This is a genomic window from Vibrio sp. 1874, assembly GCF_033344395.1.
Classification (GTDB): Bacteria; Pseudomonadota; Gammaproteobacteria; order Enterobacterales; family Vibrionaceae; genus Vibrio; species Vibrio alginolyticus.
This window is the reverse complement of record NZ_JAWPOR010000002.1, coordinates 312,592-330,391: the sequence shown is the minus strand read 5'-3', so window position 1 is coordinate 330,391 and position 17,800 is coordinate 312,592. Positions and strand designations below refer to the sequence as shown.

Annotated in this window: 15 protein-coding genes and 1 pseudogene; 4 read left to right on the top strand and 12 right to left on the bottom strand. The window is 43.5% G+C overall.

The features are described from left to right. Window position 1 precedes the first annotated feature (1 nt). The 8 genes from R8N46_RS05520 to R8N46_RS05485 all read right to left on the bottom strand — a co-directional run bounded on the left by R8N46_RS05520 (window position 2) and on the right by R8N46_RS05485 (window position 8,255). Window positions 2-1,039 carry a DUF2955 domain-containing protein gene (locus R8N46_RS05520; protein WP_017635179.1) on the bottom strand — a complete coding sequence of 346 codons (1,038 nt, stop codon included), beginning with the start codon at window positions 1,037-1,039 and terminating at the stop codon, window positions 2-4. A 12-nt stretch (window positions 1,040-1,051) separates the two neighbouring features. Beyond that, a complete protein-coding gene (locus R8N46_RS05515; protein ID WP_005373588.1) occupies window positions 1,052-2,110 on the bottom strand; it encodes an HlyD family secretion protein in 1,059 nt (352 codons plus the stop codon). A gap of 35 nt (window positions 2,111-2,145) precedes the next feature. Further along, window positions 2,146-2,601 (bottom strand): transcriptional regulator SlyA, encoded by a 456-nt coding sequence (slyA, locus tag R8N46_RS05510; protein ID WP_017635177.1) that lies wholly within the window; start codon window positions 2,599-2,601, stop codon window positions 2,146-2,148. A 295-nt stretch (window positions 2,602-2,896) separates the two neighbouring features. Continuing rightward, window positions 2,897-5,473 (bottom strand): quorum-sensing autoinducer 2 sensor kinase/phosphatase LuxQ, encoded by a 2,577-nt coding sequence (luxQ, locus tag R8N46_RS05505; protein ID WP_318098342.1) that lies wholly within the window; start codon window positions 5,471-5,473, stop codon window positions 2,897-2,899. Then, window positions 5,473-6,570, bottom strand: a complete 1,098-nt coding sequence (locus tag R8N46_RS05500; RefSeq protein WP_213972231.1) for an autoinducer 2-binding periplasmic protein LuxP — start codon at window positions 6,568-6,570, stop codon at window positions 5,473-5,475. The genes luxQ and R8N46_RS05500 overlap by 1 nt, the downstream gene beginning before the upstream one ends. A 330-nt stretch (window positions 6,571-6,900) precedes the next feature. Beyond that, window positions 6,901-7,218 carry a GIY-YIG nuclease family protein gene (locus R8N46_RS05495; RefSeq protein WP_053304534.1) on the bottom strand — a complete coding sequence of 106 codons (318 nt, stop codon included), beginning with the start codon at window positions 7,216-7,218 and terminating at the stop codon, window positions 6,901-6,903. Then, complete coding sequence (locus tag R8N46_RS05490; RefSeq protein WP_005373594.1) at window positions 7,215-7,865, bottom strand: YceH family protein; 651 nt, start codon at window positions 7,863-7,865, stop codon at window positions 7,215-7,217. Before R8N46_RS05490 ends, R8N46_RS05495 begins: the two co-directional genes overlap by 4 nt. 165 nt (window positions 7,866-8,030) lie before the next feature. Beyond that, window positions 8,031-8,255, bottom strand: a complete 225-nt coding sequence (locus tag R8N46_RS05485; protein WP_005385630.1) for a hypothetical protein — start codon at window positions 8,253-8,255, stop codon at window positions 8,031-8,033. Between the two features lie 220 nt (window positions 8,256-8,475). On the opposite strand from R8N46_RS05485, the gene R8N46_RS05480 reads away from it, so the two are divergent. Further along, window positions 8,476-8,790 carry a DUF496 family protein gene (locus R8N46_RS05480; protein ID WP_005373603.1) on the top strand — a complete coding sequence of 105 codons (315 nt, stop codon included), beginning with the start codon at window positions 8,476-8,478 and terminating at the stop codon, window positions 8,788-8,790. Between the two features lie 120 nt (window positions 8,791-8,910). After that, window positions 8,911-10,248 (top strand): MATE family efflux transporter, encoded by a 1,338-nt coding sequence (locus R8N46_RS05475; protein ID WP_169628905.1) that lies wholly within the window; start codon window positions 8,911-8,913, stop codon window positions 10,246-10,248. Between the two features lie 74 nt (window positions 10,249-10,322). On the opposite strand, the gene R8N46_RS05470 is transcribed toward R8N46_RS05475, so the two are convergent. Then, window positions 10,323-12,959, bottom strand: a complete 2,637-nt coding sequence (locus R8N46_RS05470) for an ATP-binding protein (protein WP_206225807.1) — start codon at window positions 12,957-12,959, stop codon at window positions 10,323-10,325. Between the two features lie 615 nt (window positions 12,960-13,574). Between R8N46_RS05470 and R8N46_RS05465 the strand changes: the two genes are divergently transcribed. Then, on the top strand, window positions 13,575-15,008 hold the full coding sequence (locus tag R8N46_RS05465; RefSeq protein ID WP_025767937.1) for a glyceraldehyde-3-phosphate dehydrogenase: 1,434 nt from the start codon (window positions 13,575-13,577) through the stop codon (window positions 15,006-15,008). A gap of 240 nt (window positions 15,009-15,248) precedes the next feature. Then, window positions 15,249-15,470 (top strand): hypothetical protein, encoded by a 222-nt coding sequence (locus tag R8N46_RS05460; protein ID WP_005373607.1) that lies wholly within the window; start codon window positions 15,249-15,251, stop codon window positions 15,468-15,470. A gap of 142 nt (window positions 15,471-15,612) precedes the next feature. On the opposite strand, the gene R8N46_RS05455 is transcribed toward R8N46_RS05460, so the two are convergent. The 3 genes and pseudogenes from R8N46_RS05455 to R8N46_RS05445 all read right to left on the bottom strand — a co-directional run bounded on the left by R8N46_RS05455 (window position 15,613) and on the right by R8N46_RS05445 (window position 17,748). Continuing rightward, entirely contained in the window at window positions 15,613-16,227 is a 615-nt protein-coding gene (locus R8N46_RS05455; protein ID WP_017819876.1) for a LysE family translocator, read from the bottom strand. Window positions 16,228-16,336: 109 nt separating this feature from the next. Beyond that, a pseudogene (locus R8N46_RS05450) lies at window positions 16,337-17,252 on the bottom strand (LysR family transcriptional regulator). 40 nt (window positions 17,253-17,292) lie between these two features. Then, window positions 17,293-17,748, bottom strand: a complete 456-nt coding sequence (locus R8N46_RS05445; RefSeq protein ID WP_005373615.1) for an Lrp/AsnC family transcriptional regulator — start codon at window positions 17,746-17,748, stop codon at window positions 17,293-17,295. Window positions 17,749-17,800: the final 52 nt, after the last annotated feature.

The window sequence follows — 17,800 nt, the reverse complement described above, 5'->3', positions numbered from 1 at the left end:
CTTACTGCTCGCTAAAGCGCGTCGCCTCAAAGCTGTTGAGTATTCTGTGAACCGTATAGGTCACAAGCAGCGTCGCAACAATAGCAAACAAAATACTGCTCACGCGATACAGCGCACTGAACATTAAGTCACCATCCGGAGTAAGATATTGGCCGAACAAAATGCCTAATGTGGTTAAACCGCCAAATCCGGCTCCCGAACCGCTAGACTCTTTCACGTGCATATAACTGAACATCATAGCCCCAATCCAAAGCAATGGGACGATAAACAATAAGGTATCCGACCAATCGTATAATACAAGTTGTCCGACAATACCAAAGGTCACCCCCATCAAGGTCCCCATTGCTCTTTTTCGCGCATACCCTAAAGCACCGTTCCAATGCATAGGAAACAATAAAAGTAAGGTTGTCGCCTGAGCAGACATAGAGTCACTGAGGTCAAATAGCTGGAATACAAGGAAAGACATTGTAGCGATACTCGCCCCCATAAGGGCTTCATGACGCATTCGATGACTCTGTTTAGGCTGCGACGGTTTCGCTGGTGGCTGACGAGGTTCCGCATCGGGAATCAAAAATGTCACCACATAAGCAACGATCACTGAAATAACATTCGCTTGCAGGTTGCTAAATATTAGGTCATTTAAGTCAGTGGTTGGATAACTAGCAAAATGCAGCATGATGCTTAAGCTCAGTACGCTGTTCGCTCCAAATAAGAACAAGCTCCCTTTTGACATACAGGCGAATTTATATAGGAACAACCCGAATGCAATGATTGTCATCATGCCTGGGTGCCCACCAAACAATCCACCAAGCACCCCAACTTCTAATCCACACACAACCGCTGAAAAAATCAGTTGTCGTGCGGCATGTAGACTCATGACTGGCACCATTCCAAGTAACAGCATCGGGGTTACAGTAAAGAATACGCCATAGTTCCAACCAAATACTTTACATAAAGTGAAACCAATAGTCGCACCAGTTGCAATGCGCAAACACTGACGGAAGTCGTTTTCCGACATGGGGTGGTCCCATAACTTCATATCGCCTCCTCGTTAATAAATATAATGAAGAAGACTCAAGAATTGGATCTGGCATCTCGCTAACCAGCCAGATAATGCGTTTTCTGGCAACAACTGCACGGTTGCTCGTGCCCCTGCTGGAAATGCACGCTGCTGAGGCTCATCGATAGCTAAATGTAAACGTAAGCGCTGCGCGTCTCTCACCCAACGGTTTGAGTCAGTTGGTGTTGCTAAGCGACCATCCGCATCGAATTGACCCGAGCTGACCCCGGCATCCACACTCGTAATACGAGCTTCAAATACATCACCAGGTAAGCTATCAAAAGCCACTAACGCACGGCTGTTCTGATTAAAGTGTCGTAAACTCTTTTCACGAAAGTCGGCAATGATATCCACGTCATCGGAGACTAAAGCGACAAGAGGTGTACCAGCTGCCGCATAGGCCCCCGTCTCCAGCTGCAAGTTAGCGACAACGCCATCATGTTCCGCCGAGACTTGAGTGTAAGACAGATTAAGTTCCGCTTGTTTTAGCTGGTTTTGCGCTACGCGGATATTCACATTCGTCGCGCCTAAATCACCGCGGTTTACTTCCAACTCTTTTAAACGAGCACGTGCGGCCAGTAAGTTCGCTTTAGCTGCCGTTGCACTGCTCTGTGCGTCATCGCGCTGCTGTTGCGAAGTACCATTACGGTGAAACAGGGTATTAAGACGTTTTGCTTCGCGAACTTTTTGTTCCGCCACGATTTTGCTCGCTTCAACGTCTGCTTTTGCCGCAGCAATAGAAGCATCAAGTTGTTCGTTGTTTTGAATCACACGCTCAAGGTTAAGTTGAGCCTTTTCTACGGCGAGCTGATAAGGCTGGGGATCAATCTGAAATAGTAGATCGCCTTGGCTTATTTCTTGGTTGTTGGCAACATAAAGATGCGTAATCTGCCCACTCACACGGGGGGCCACTTTAGTTACCACACGCGTTGCCATTGCCTGAGGCGTCAACGGCATGGCGAGATCTGCAACTAGAAAATAGGCAAAGACAAGGACAAACGCGACGCAAGAATATTTGATCCAACGTGCGAATTTTTGATCTGGAGTCATAGGCGTTTACTTCTCTTTTTATTCGGTTTTCTGACTTATTCGCTAAGTGAATCAAGCGCATTGTGAGCAATCTGATCAAGAATCAATGAAAGCTGCTGAAGTTCCTGGTCGTTGATGTCCGTTAGGAGCTTGCTTCGAACTTGAAGAATTCGAGCCTCCATTTGCTTTAGTAGGGTTTTCCCCTCTTCTGTGAGGCTAACAATACGTGCTCGCTTATCGTGTTCACAGCAATGGCGAACGATCAGAGATTGCTCTTCTAATAATTTTAATGTTCGCATCAACGACGCTAACTCGATCTCAAGCGCTTCAGCCAAATGCTTCTGACTGATGTTGTCACCCATTCGATAAAGCTTCCATAACGCAGTCCAACGCGGATACGTTAGGTTTAAAGGCTCTAACTCGCGATCTGCAACCATTTTCCACAAACGAGCAACACGAGATAATTTTTCAGCCAGAGAAAGGTCTCGCAAACTGTTGATGTCTTGAATCATAAGATCTACTCAATTACTTAGCGTGCTAAGTAATATAAAATAGTTAGCACGCTAAGTAAATATCTTTTTGTGATTGAAATCACGTTGGGTGTGTCAGTGAAGGGGCAGAAATCTAAGTAACACAACACTATGTTTGAACTTGAAATGCAGCGATGTACACAACAAACGTCGAGACCAATAAAGTCTGATTTGTATAAGAGTAAAAGGGTCAGATACAAAAAAGCACAACCCACAGTCATGGTGTTGTGCTTTTCAGATAATGAATAATTGGGTTATCTCGTAGTGAGCCAATTATTCATGTTCGCTCGACTAAGAACCGCTGTTTAAAATCCACAAATGCTTCATGGAGCGCATTTTCTTTAATCGGCTTGAGAAGCACGTAATTTGCACCCGATTCCATAAAGGCGTCACTGGTTTCTTTCGCGGTGTCAGCAGTACACGCATAAATTGGCGTGCCTAGTTTTAGCTTTTGTCGGATCTCTTTGGTCGTTTCAATTCCACCAAGATGCGGAAGTTGGTTGTCCATCAGTATCAAATCGTAAGTATGATCTTTTAAGAATTCCATTGCTTCTAACCCATCTTTCGCCCAATCAACCTGCATTTTGTACTTGTTACAAAACGCTTTTAGAATGAATGCGTTAGTATGGTTATCCTCTACCAACAACACTTTGAGACTCTCTGCAAATAGTTCACCTGGCTTAACTCGCAAACTCGAATCAAGAGGGGTGAGTACTCGCTCACGATCTTTCACTGGCATTGTAATGACAAAAGTCGTTCCTAAGCCTTTCTGACTACGGACTTGAACATCACCTTCCAGCATGTCGACAAGGCTCTTCACAATGGTCAGCCCTAAGCCACTGCCACCGTATTCTCGAGTCGTTGTTGCTTCTTCTTGAACAAAAGGTTCGAACATTTGGTCGAGTTTGTCAGACTCGATGCCGATACCTGTATCCGTAATTTCCACGACCAGCACGCTATTGTCAGCACCATAGAACTGCTCCAGTTCAGCATGCAAGCGCACGCTACCCGAGGGCGTAAACTTTACTGAGTTACTGACTAGGTTGAATAAAATTTGGTTCAGACGAACTTGGTCAGTAAAGATTTCAACATTGGGATCTATTTTGTTTTCAATGACAAGGTTGACGCCTTTACTTTCACAAATAGGACGATAAATGTTTTCTAACGTTCGAATTGTATCAGTGAAAGAAAACGGGTGTTTTTGGATATTAAACTTACCCTGCTCAATCTTCGAAAAGTCCAAAATATCATTCAAAACAGCAAGTAAGTGCTCACCACTATGTCGAAGTACGTCAATTTGGTTATTCTGCTCTTCTGTTTCCACAGAGTCTTTTAGCAATTGAGCAACCCCTAAAATTCCATTGATTGGCGTTCGGATCTCATGGCTCATTTTAGCCAGAAAGTCGGCACGGGCTTGAGCAGATTTCTCTGCTTCTTTGCGCGCCAAGTTACTCTGTTTTTCCGCCTCAATTAGCGTGGTTATATCCTGACCTTGAACAATAATACCGCTAATATCTCCATCAACTCGAATCGGCGATAAGTTCCAGCGATATACTTTGTCTCCAATTGGCACATTAACGCCTGTCAACGTAGCTCCCTGAGCCGCCATGCGAAGGTGTGGCATCAACTTTTCTTTGAAACCTTTGAACACTGGGTGCATGGTTTCAATATCGTTTTCCATGACTAACTCTTTGCGTGCTGCCGGATTGATTTGGATAAGTACACCCGATTCAGACCACACCATAATAGGTGATAACGCAAAGTTAAACAGGTCTCGGAAAGACCGCTTTTGTGCTTCAAGCTCTTCAAAAGTGTTTTCTAGTGTCGAACCAATATGATCGAATTCCTCAATATCTGACCCCTCAAAACGCTCAAATCCTTTTTCTTCACGAGCCGAGCGGGTATATGCCATCAGGGATCCTAACTCTTCAACTACTCGATTCTCGATCCATTCTTTAGTCATTAGCGCAATCATAACCATACCGATAACTGAGGCTAGCATTGCTAGCAGGTGTTGGATTTGCAATGTCACCACGCTCTGATTGTCTTGCACAGTAAGCAAGCACAAGTCAGTCTCGGCGGCATTTACCTCAATAGGGGTTTTGATGATCAATAATTGGTCAAGCTTGTGCTGGGACTCTCGTCGTTTGAGTACGTCAAATATTTGATAAGCCTCATCTCCTACTAATGAGCTTGCCAATGGTGTGTTGTTAGCGACCAACACAACATTGTCGACATAGCCTTCATTTTTTAACCTTTCCATCAACCCAAAGTTATTATCTAAAACAACAACATTGTAAGAGTACCCCATCACTTCACCGGTTTTAGGTTGTAAAACGGGTACACGACGAAGTAAAAGATGGCGAGTTCCCATCGGGGTCTGTGAGGGTAGATAATACCAGTTGTTGCTAAAGGTCACTTGACTGGCAAGTCGGCTAAGTATCAGGTTGTTGATGCCATAGAAATGCGCGTTGCCATCGTCCCAAATAATACCTTGATGATCGGTTAGGAAACGAAACTCCGGTGTATGGGAAGGATCACTCTGGTCAATACTCATGAAAAAGTAATTGAGTGCCTCTTCATCACGTTCTGTATAAAAATCCAATACAACATCACTTTTCGAATTGCTGTTGTGATGAATCTGAATCGCTGCAAAATGGCTATCAAAAATGTTCAGGATCAGGGCAGAGGTCTGCTGCTTGGTTCGGTCGACTTCCTGCCAAATAATCTGCTTCGAGAAGTAATAACTCTGAACAAAGATGCCTAGAATGATCGGAGCAAGTACGAGAATAATTATTTTGGTAATAAGCGTCGACAGTGAGCGACGCTTTCTTGTTTTTGATGTAGTTGTCATCAATTATCTGAGTATCTAAATGCACGTTTTCTTAATGCTTCAATTCTTTCTGGAGAGTCCGATTTGGTAACGACTTCAAAATCACCAGAGTAAACGGTGGGAACTGGCTTTCCTTCTAAATCCCACTTAATGGCCTCAGCCATTGCAATACCTGTATCATCGTTCATACGCATAACGGTAACGTCTAACTCCCCTTTAGAAAGCGCCTCTAACTCTGCTGAACCGCCGCCCCAACCATTGATCATGACATCATCACGACCTAACTCTTTAAGAGCGTCAACAGCACCTAATGCTACATCGGTAGAACACGCGTAAATGAAGTCAACGTCCGGATACTTCTCCAAACTGGCTTTTGCAGCTTCATACCCAGATTGCTTTGTTGCTTTGGTGTAGTAAGCAGATTGTAGTTCAAATTGATTATCGCGGTTCACTTGGTTGATAAAAGTGTTGCCTCTGATGTCACTAATGTAGCCCTCCGAGAAATAGAGAACACTATAGTGGCTATGTTTAGGGAAACGCTTGCCAAACTCAACGGCCAATTCACGACTTCCTTCTGCGTGGTCGAAACCAACATAAAGAAACGGCTGATGATGTTCCCAATCCCTAACAGGTGTGGTGATATTTTGTAAAATTAACTTGGTTTTCTTTGAATCTAAGACATGCTCAACAAACTTACGATGTCTTGTGGTATCTAGAGTAAAGATCAAGTAATCGGAGTTGCTTTTCAGCGCCTCCATTAAAGACAAACTTTGCTGCTTTATATCTGCATTAGGACGAGTAAACACTTGATTTAGTTGATAGTCGATATCAAGCTTATCTAGGCGTTTTTCAAACGCATCGATGTTTCGAATCCAATAATCAGAGATCTGCTGCCCTGGATAAACAACAGAAATTTTCAGTGGACGCTTTTTGTCTTTTGCTACGGCTACAGGGGTTTCTCTTACCACTTCAGCCAACGCACTAGTTAGCTGCTTCTGTTGTGGAAACTGGTCTAAAAATTCTTGATATGCCCAATACCCATTAAGAACTTGGGTGGCCTGCACATTCGGCGTAAAAGCGGCCATTGAAATCAGGGAGAATACTAACGCTTTTTTCATCTACTGCTCTTTTAGCTTTTTTATGAGCCTAATTCAGCTCTATTCATTACCTAGCCGAGTCATCCTATACTCTTGTAATCTACCTTCCTCTTAGTGTCTGTTTCAATAGTAAATTGGTTCTTGGTCTGAGTGGATGCAAATAAAGTACATTGAGTCGCTTCCTTTGTCTCGATGACGTAGAGACATTTCGCGCTTTTCATACTCAGGACCTTTAAACAGAACACCAGCCCATTATGCGTCAGTTTATTCCTACATGGTACTCCAAAAACAAAAAGAAACCGCCAATGTGACATAGGCGGTTTCCGTGTATCTTTGCGTAGCAAGGGCTTATCAGAGTGCCACTATCTCTAACATCATTTGTTGATGTTCGTCGACGACAATATTTGCTTTTGACATAACGAGCAGCTCTTTTTTCGCTTTAGTTAGTTGCTTAATATAGTACTCTGCTCGCATGGCAAGCGTCTTTGACTCAAAATCCGATGACCATTCCAATACCAAAGGGCCTTTTCCCTTCAAAGCTTTCGCTCCTTTTCCGGTTTGGTGCTGATTGAATCTTCGTTCAACATCATTGGTAACACCACAATACAACGCGTTGCGGTTATTTCGTATCAGGTAGACACTCCAACGCTGCGTTGTATTTTCCATCATGAAAGCAGTGACTCAACCTTAGCTTTTAATTCATCCAGCTCTTCTTTCAGCTGAGCGACTTCGAGCTCTAGCTGACTTACTCGATCGGAGCTCGAGCTTGCAGCAGACACAGGCGCTGCAAGTTCGGACGCATCAACATCACCACAGAACAAATGCATATAACGCGACTCCCGCTTACCAGCCTCACGTGGTAATTTGACCACTAATGGTCCTTTCTCTTCGCTTGCTAAATGCTCAAGGACCGTTTCCACTTCTTTTACATCATGAAATGTCGCGAGACGATTAGTACGAGTACGAATTTCCCCAGGTGTTTGAGCACCGCGCAAAAGCATACAGCATACAATGCCCTTCTCCTGCTCTGTCAGCTTTAAATCACCAAATTCCGTATTACAGAAACGGTGTTGATACTTGCTGACGCGGCTGTTGAACGCACTTTCGTCACTGACGAGCCTGCGCTCAATAAGAGCATCAACGGCATCGAGTACGTCTGACTCAGAGAGTGACATCACGGGATCACGGTTGCTTTTTTGATTACACGCGTTGGTTAATGCGTTCAGGCTGAGGGGGTAAAGATCTGGGGTAGTGACTTCTTTTTCGATCAAGCAACCAATAACTCGTGCTTCAATTGCCGTTAGCTCAACTTTCATAATGCATTTCCTTATTATTTTTGCATTTGACTTTGTACCTAAATCGCTTCGAAATCATACGCCATAAATTCACACAGCAGTGCAAGAAGCGTTAGCGGTTCAGGTGTTGGTGTCAGGCTAAAGCATAGCGTAAGACCTGACACCCCTTACGAATAGGGTCAGGTATCAATGCTCCGAGAGAATCGGCACTCTCGTCAAATTGCCATCTTGGTCGACCATCATTATTTTTGAACGATTAAGCTCAACTTCGATGATTTCGAGTTGCTCACGGGCGTTGATATACGCCGTTTTTAACTTTTCAGCCACAGAGCGAGTGACTTGCTCATTATCTTGACTATTTACTTGCTCCGCAGTGTTACCAGAGTCCATATCAAGTTCATCATTTTGCATTCAATGGTGTTGATAATATAGTGAAGGCCTCGTTATGACAATGAATCGATGGATTCTACAATGTTGGCCAAAACTCGAAGAAAGCAGCACGATTATATGGACACAGCGCAATTGGTTGAGAAATGTTCAACTCTGCATTGCTATTGATCTAAAGACTGTTATGCCACTGGATGTTGTGCTTTAATCGAGGAAGATATTCATAAAATTAGGAAAGAGAACTATGAGTAGCGTATTTGAAATCGTTAACCAAGCTCGTCGTAAAAACAAACTAAAACGTGAGCTTCTTGATAACGAGAAGAAAGTTCGTGATAACCGCAAACGTGTTGATCTTCTAGAAAACCTTCTAGACTACATCAAACCAGAAATGACTCACGATGAAATCGTCGCAATCATCAAAAATATGAAAGCAGACTATGAAGATCGTGTTGATGACCACATCATTAAAAGCGCTGAGATCTCTAAAGCACGTCGTGACATCAGCCGTCGCATTCGTGAGCTGACTGAAGAAGACAAGCAAACTAGCGGCAAAAAATAAACGCGTAAGCTAGATTTTCGAACCCCGAGCAAGAATATCTTCCTCGGGGTTTATTTTGTCTCTAAACTAACCGCCGTGTACAATCAATCTAACTCTTATTCCTAACGCATTCAGCTTTCTATGTCTTCAACTACGACAAGTACACAACCAACGCTTGCAAAACAATTATTTACGATGACCTGGCCAATGCTTTTTGGCGTTCTGTCTTTAATGAGCTTTCAGCTTGTGGATAGCGCGTTTATCGGTCAGCTCGGCGTTTTACCGTTAGCCGCTCAAGGTTTCACTCTGCCTTTGCAAATGGTCATTATCGGCATTCAAGTCGGTCTAGGGATCGCAACGACAGCGGTCATTTCTAAAGCTCTTGGGGCGAATGAAAGTCGGTATGCCAAACAACTTGGCGGATTGGTATTGATGATCGGCTCAATTGGTGTCGCTATTTTTGGCGGGCTAATTTGGCTTTTGCGCTACCCCATTTTAGCTCTATTAAGCGCTCCAGAATCTGTTATGCCGATAATCGACAGTTACTGGCCTTGGTGGTTATTAAGCTCATGGACTGGTGCGGTTTTGTATTTTTATTACAGTATCTGCCGAGCTAATGGCAATACAATGTTACCTGGCACAATGATGATGATAACCAGCGGCGTGAACCTTGTACTCGATCCGCTATTTATTTTCACGTTTGACTTGGGTATTAACGGAGCGGCAATAGCAACCATCGTCGCTTTTGGGTTTGGTATTTTAGTCGTCGCTCCTCGCGTGAAAAAGAATCACTGGGCAACGACAAAATGGCAAGATCTTAACGTAGCCAAAAGTGTTGCATCTATCGGTAACATTATGGGCCCTGCGATGATTAGCCAACTGCTGCCACCGTTGTCTTCCATGCTAGCAACAAAATTATTGGCAAGCTTTGGAACCGCAGCAGTCGCCGCTTGGGCGCTTGGTTCACGCTATGAGTTCTTTGCTATCGTTTCGGTCTTGGCGCTGACAATGTCTATGCCTCCAATGGTTGGACGCTTACTTGGAGCAAAGAACTATGAAGATATCCAAAGGCTCGTCAGTATTGCCGTAAAATTCATTCTAGGTTTCCAACTTTTGATTGCTGCCATTACATTTGCCGTCGCAAACCCACTCGCATTATTGATGACAAGTGATGTGCAAGTCGAGCAAGTCTTGGAAATGCATTTACTGATAGTGCCGATCAGTTTGGGTTCATTAGGGGTTTGTATGCTAATGGTTTCTCTTTGTAATGCATTAGGCAAATCTTACACCGCGCTCACTATTTCAGCGCTGCGCTTGTTTGTCTTTTTCCTACCGTGCTTGTGGGTTGGCGCTCAAATGGATGGAATCCGAGGTTTACTCTTAGGCGCTTGTATCGGCAACCTGTTAGCTGGTGTTTCCGCATACCTAACCTATCGCCAAACCATACGCAAACTCGCAGGCGCTCAAGCCAACGCGTAACGATGAATAATCAGAACTAAGCCCCTGAAATGGGGCTTAATCGTTTTGACACCTTGTCTAAGTTGAAATGTTAGCTAGGCGAGTTTTAATTCACTAAAGAGCTCAAATAACTGGTTCGATTTATACGGCTTAGGTAAATAAGCATCCATGCCTGCCGCAAAACAGTTGTGGATGTCTTCTTCCAAAACACTCGCAGTGAGTGCGATAATCATCGTTTTTTCACGTCCTGCTTTCTTTTCCCAACGACGAATTTCTTTCGTCGCGGTCAGTCCATCCATCACGGGCATCATGCAGTCCATTAAAATTGCATCGAATTCTTCTCCCTTTGTGATGGCTTCTAACGCTTCTTGACCGTTGCTTGTTATCAAATAGTCATAACCTGCTTTATCCAGAAAGAAACTCGCTATTTTCTGGTTCATCAAGTTATCCTCCGCAATTAAGATCCTCCGATGAGAGCGCGACGCTCGATATTCAGAGCTGACAACATTATTGGTGACATTGTCACTTGACATAGTCTTTTCAACCTTAGCTAAATCATCAATGACATGCTTAAATCGATTGCCAAGGAAAGGTAATGTGAGTACGGCATGTACTTTTTCTGCATTTTCGTAGGGAGTGGATAAATGATGCTGGCAAATAATCACACGGCGAAGATCGTAATTAAATGATAGATTATCCAAGATTTCATCGGTATTAGCGTCGTTACTGTGGCACAGAAATATGACATCAAAGTCATCATTTATCGCTTGCACTTCATTCACATTATTAACACCAAAGAGATTGATTTTCGCTAAGCGACACTCTTTTAATACTTGGTCGGCGTAGTCGTAATTTGAGCAGATCAAAAGCCCTTTATTAATTACCTCCGAACGCCAGCCAAACACCGGAATTGCTTCAACCTCAATCGAGAACTCAAAGCATGTTCCCACTCCTTTTGTAGATGTTGCTACGAGCTTGCCCCCCATCATCGACACAAGCTGACAACAAATAGCCAAACCCAACCCTGTGCCGCCAAATTGCCTCGACACTCCTTCATCTTCCTGAGTAAAGGGTTCAAAAATCGTGGTTAACTTATCTTGATCAATGCCTATTCCGGTATCTTCTACTTTAAACTTCAGCACTCCACGTTCTTTCTCAAGTAACTCCTCATAACTAACATCAACGCATACATGCCCACTTTCGGTAAACTTAACCGCATTCGATACCAGATTCGTAACTACCTGTTTGACACGATGATCATCGACCATCACGCGAATGGGGATATTTTCAGCTAAATTAATACCTAACTTTAGCTGTTTAGATGTTGCTTTGGATTGGAATAAAATCATCGACTGATACACGACTTCTCGGATATCCGCTTCTACTAGTGACAGCTCCAATCGTCCAGACTCGATTTTAGAGAGATCCAATATATCGTTAAGTAAAGTAAGCAGCGTTTGAGATGAGGAGTCAATGTCATCAACAACTTCTTGTTGATGCGAAGACAACTCACTTTGAGAGAGTATTTCTGTCATGCCCATGATCCCGTTAAGGGGCGTGCGGATTTCATGTGACATGTTGGCAAGAAACACAGATTTTGCACGATTAGCCGATACTGCTGACTCTTTTGCATGCAGTATTTCTTCAGTTTGTCTCTGCATTTCTTCAACCACTCGATTCACTTGCTGAGCAAAAATGGTCAGTTCATCACTTCCATCAACTTTGACTTTTGTTTGCTTCTCTTCGGAGTTGATCAACGCGTTTAAAGTATGAATGATCGCATCGAGTTTGCTGTTAACGCGGAACCAAGTACTAAATCCGAGCCAACAAAGCAGGATAACCACTAAGGCAACGCCAAAACTGATCATGGCTATATTGGCCTTTTGTTCATGAACCTGCGTGAGAAGCGACTGCTCAGTTTGTTTGGTGAACCCATCGATGAGCACTTGTAAGCGCTGCACACGAAAATCGAGTTCTTTTAAATACGCGGCGTAGTCACTTTGTGACATGTCTCCTGATATTAATTGTCCGCGAGACGCCAAGTTTCTCTGATATCTCGGCGAAGTAAACAAGCCAAGCAATTTATCCACTTGCTCGTATGACCCACCTAAGTTTAAAAACGCATCCAAATTTTGCTGCTGTCGGTCAATCGCCTGATAAAACATACTTTGACTTAGCCGACTCTTAGGGTCTTGGACTAAACGGTTCGTCAGCCAAGCTTCTTTCTGTGTCCAAAAAGAGAGCTGAGCAAGGTAGGCAATAAAATTTTGCATGCGAATGCCATCGTCACTGCCATACCATTGATGATTTTGCAACAAAGAGCGCGACATATTTTGGAGCTGTTGAAATGCCCAATCACCCAGGTCGTCCATCTCACTCAATCTACCTGACAATACCCCCAGCATGGCTTCTTTCAGTTCATCAGCATACTCAGCAGTATTAGGGTTACTCACAAACTTTTGATGCAAAGAAGAAATAACTTCACCTTGTTCTTCAATATTAATGGCTGCAGAGACTTGAAGATCAGGCTGTCGGCGTACTTTCTCTATGGAGTAAATAAAGTGGGAGGCCTTGGATATCAATTGGAAACCTTGAATATTGCTAACCGTTTGATTGAGACGGCTCACGCGCAACGCATTATCAGAAAACTGCTGAACTGCAAATACCACTATTACCACAGCGGGTAATAGTGCGAGGAGTGCTAAGCGTGTTTTTATTGATAATCTCAACATCCATCAGCCTAATGGTTGATTTCATCCGTTTATTTAATATTAGACTAGTTTCTCGCATTGAAAGGCATATACGACATTGTTACTTTCAAACAACATTCACCTACCTAGATTATGGTTATTGTGAGTGTTTTATCATCGGCTAATGAAGTGGCAATTGTGATTCAAGTCATATTTTTTGATCTTAAAGTTGGATGCAAACAATAAAGTTTCACTCACAACTAAGAGTCGCATCACTTTTCAGGAAATCATCTATTGTATGTTTACCTATTGAGTTGCCTTATCGAGTTAAATCACACAAAAATGCAAAATATTCATTTTTGTCAACAAAAATAATTTGAAAGCAAACGTTATCATCGCAAAAAAAGTAAGTTACTTTCTAAATGTCAATACGTGAAAACCACTGTTTTAGTCACATTAATCCACCACTAACGTCCCCTTAAGTAGTGTTTTACACTGGATTTAATTTTCCTAGCAGAATAAGGACTCCGACCTTAGAATCCGCACACATAACTATTACAACCCGATTACATAACCCACCACACTCTTGCACGCTGCCGAAGAGGCAACAGCAGAGAGTATGGTTAGCCCCCAAAACGTGAAAGGTCTAATACAACAATGAGTCCAGAGAAATATCTCCAAGACTGGCAAACTAGCCAAACGATTGCTGAATCTATTTCCCCTCTAATTGGTAAGCTATATCGTCAAAAAGGAATCGAAGTGGTTCTGTTTGGTAAAACGCTTATTAATGCTACTACTATAGACATTCTCAAAACTCATCGCGTTGCAAGACGTTATACCGGTAACCCACTTTCGCTTGAGCACACGATGCCTATTATTCAAGCGCTTTGTGAAATGAGCATTTCTTCATGCCGTGTCGATGTTGGCCAATTGGCAACTATGTACTGGAATGAACATGACGATACAAGCTCTCTAAACGATTTCCTTATCACTGCACTTGATGGTGCTCGCGACGCAGATTCTTCATTGAAAGCGCGTGATGTGGTTCTTTACGGGTTCGGTCGCATTGGTCGACTACTTACTCGCCTTCTCATTGAGAAAAGTGGTCCAGGTTACCCACTAAGACTACGTGCGATTGTGGTTCGTGGCGGTAAAAAAGGCGATTTGGAGAAGCGTGCTAGCTTGCTGCGTCGTGACTCAGTTCACGGTCAGTTCAACGGTAGCATTGTTATCGATGAAGAGCGTAAAGCACTGATCGTTAACGGCAACTACATCCAAATCATCTACGCAAATAACCCAAGCGAAGTGGATTACTCAGCTTTCGGTATCAATAACGCGCTAGTTGTTGATAACACAGGTGTTTGGCGTGATTCTGAAGGCCTGAGCCAACACTTAGCGTGTAAAGGCGCAGAGAAAGTACTGCTAACAGCACCAGGTAAAGGTGACATCAAAAACGTTGTATTCGGTGTAAATGAGTCGGTAATTAAAGAAGATGACACCATCATCTCTGCGGCAAGCTGTACAACAAATGCAATCACGCCAGTCCTTAAGGCTCTGAACGATAAATATGGTGTTCTTTCTGGCCATATTGAAACCGTGCACTCATACACAAACGACCAAAATTTGATCGACAACTTCCACTCTGGTGACCGTCGCGGACGTAGTGCTTCACTAAACATGGTTCTGACTTCAACAGGCGCGGCAAAAGCAGTTGCTAAAGCATTGCCAGAGCTTGCAGGCAAGCTAACAGGCAACGCGATTCGCGTACCGACACCAAACGTATCTATGGCAGTCGCTAATCTAAACTTAGGTGAAGACGTAGACCGTGATTCACTGAACGATTACTTGCGTGAAATGGCGTTGAACTCTGAGCTTTCGGCACAGATTGACTACACCGATTCAACAGAAATTGTATCAACTGACTTAGTTGGTTCTCGTCATGCAGGCGTCGTAGATGGTCAAGCGACTATCGCACAAGACAAGCGTTGTGTACTTTACATCTGGTACGACAACGAATTCGGTTACAGCTGCCAAGTTGTGCACTGTATGGAACAAATGATGGGTGTTCGTTACCAAACATTCCCTCGATAGGTGAACTTTGCTCCACAACGTTAACCACATAGCGTAGCGGACAATATCTCATATTTGTTCTAAATAATAAGCGCCATGCGCATTACTAATATTTTTCCCCGTTTATACGCCTGATCACCCTCAGGCGTTTTTTCGTTTCATTCATTTGACACTCTCCGGACAAAGTGAACGTCAGCATTCATGTTTTGTTCATGTTCACAGCATTAATCTGAGCACATAAATTACAGAGAGGTCATGATTATGAATCGGATTATTGTAACTGCACTAGCACTGATTACCGGCTTTTTTACGTTAGTATTTAGCTTGATCATTGCGATTCCGTTGACCATCGCAGCATTAATTACCGGTAAACGTATTGAAAAGCGCGTCAAGAAAATGCAGAGAGAAATGCACGAAGAGTATGAGTTTAATACAGGTAAAGCAGATGCGATTGAAGGTGAATTTGAAGAGGTTCGCCGGTAAGTAAATAAGATTTAGATGAGTTTCTCTCCCCCGACCGCTCCTGAGAAACTTCTTGCTTTCACCCTGTCCTTAAAATGGCAGGGTGCTTTTTTGAAAAGCAGCCACACGGGCTGCTTTTAGTATTTCTGTCTTGCGAGCTTGTCTATACCGTTACGACCACTCTAAGAGCCAGCAGCATGAGTACTACCCCTGACAAACGATCAATCAACACTGCCTTAGAGCGAATTCTGTCAACGACTTTAGAGCTCGATAGCACTAGGGTAATAAAGGTGTACCAAAGCCCATCCACAACAAACGGCGTGGCAACAATGATCATCTGATTACTCAAATCATTACCGAGCGCGACAAACTGACTGAATAATGCGATAAAAAACAAAGCAATTTTGGGACTTAAAATCGAGATAAAAAAGCCTTCTCGCGCAGACTGGATTACCGTTGTCTCCTCACCTGACTCCAACTTCGCAGCCACACCACCTTTTGAACGCAAAGCATTAAACCCTAAATACGCAAGATATGCCGCACCCACAAGGCTAATCGTCTTGAACAGCATCGGGCTTTGCTGCAAAACAACAGCGAGACCAATCAAGGTAATAAACGCATATATACCAATGCCAAACGCATGAGCCCAAGCCGTAGCTAATCCATGGATACGTCCACCAGCCAACGAGTGCTTAGCGACAATAGCTAAGCTGGGACCTGGTGACATAGCCCCTAATAAACACACGGTAAAAAGTGATAACCAAACTGTTAGTGTCATAAGAATCTCCCCTCTTTGACGCTCACTCTATCAACGGAAGAGGTATAATTAGAAATCAAAGTTATTCATACTAATCATGACTTCAAGTCATAGCTAAACGGTGTACGTATTAGCGAATGGAATATTCAGAAATTTGCATTACTGAGCGAATCTCTTCTCGCACCCATTTATGCGCAGGATCCGTGTCGTATTTGGGGTGCCACATTAACCAATATTGATGAATAGGTGTTTCGAGTGGTAATGCTTTATGGGTTAAGTCCCAATGCTTAGCGAGGTTAACGGCAATATGTTCAGGAGCCACCATCAGGTGCTCACTTGCAACTAAGCGATTGATCGCAGCAGAGAAGAATGGAACCTTAAAGGTAACGTGGCGGGTGTGCCCTAGCTCTTTCAATGCTAAATCAGTGTAGGAATCTTTGTCTCCGCCGCCAGTCACTTTGATGTGTGAATATGAAATCAAGTCTTCAATACTGATCTGGTCCTGCTTTGCTAACGGATGAGAAGATTTCATCAAACAAACTGATGAATCCTCACCAATTTTAACGCTCGACACACTCTGTGGTTTTTCTGGATACATAGAAGACGCGATATGGATGCCCGTCTCATGAAGTTTATCAAGAAAGTTGGGTTGCCACAGTCGGTACGCCATATCTAACTGTGGCGCTTGTTCACCCAAGTGAGAGGCAATATCGGGCAATACGTATTGCGCCACGTAGTCACTAGAAGCAATAACAAGCTCACCTTGCCACTGCCGCGGCTCAAAAGGTTGGTCATCGAGTAAATGGTCAAACTCAGCCAGTAATGCATCAAGCTTTGATTTTAACGCTATTGCTCGTGGCGTTGGTATCAGTTGATTACCTTGACGAATAAGCAGTGGGTCACCACACAGATCGCGCAATTGTGCAAGCTGTCGACTGACGGCAGACTGCGTAATGTGCAAACGGTCTGCGGTCCGGCTGACATGACACTCCTCTAAAAGTACATGCAAGGATCTAAGTAGATTCAAAATTAATGTTGTTTAACATATTCGCTCAGAAGGGTTTTCAACATAGCATCCATTCATGGTCACTTCACAAACAGGTTCCCAGTCGTGTTAAAGAATTCAGCTAAGACGGTATGAGTCATCAGGTTTCGAAGCTCTGGATATCGTTGAATTTGATCTCTGATTTCGTTCAAGCGAGCCATCGTAGGCACTTCGACAAAAACCATCATGTCCGTCTCACCGCTGATCGCATGACACCATTTTACGCCATCAATTTTGTATAACTCGTCCGCGTATGATTCGCAATAATACGTAGAGGTTGATTTATCGAACTTTAAGGCAAAATAGGCGCAAATCGAATCCCCACCCGAAGGCGCAATTTCAGCGTGATACCCTAGAATCACTTTGTCATGCTCTAGCTTACGAATACGGGCCGTTACCGCAGAACGAGAAAGGTTTACTTTATCCGCAATTTCAGTCACCGACAGCCGAGCGTTGTGCCTGAGCAGATCCACAATCTTATGATCAAACTTGTCCATACCGTTACCAAGCTTTCCTTATTTTTCTCATTCTATACCGATTCTAACTGCA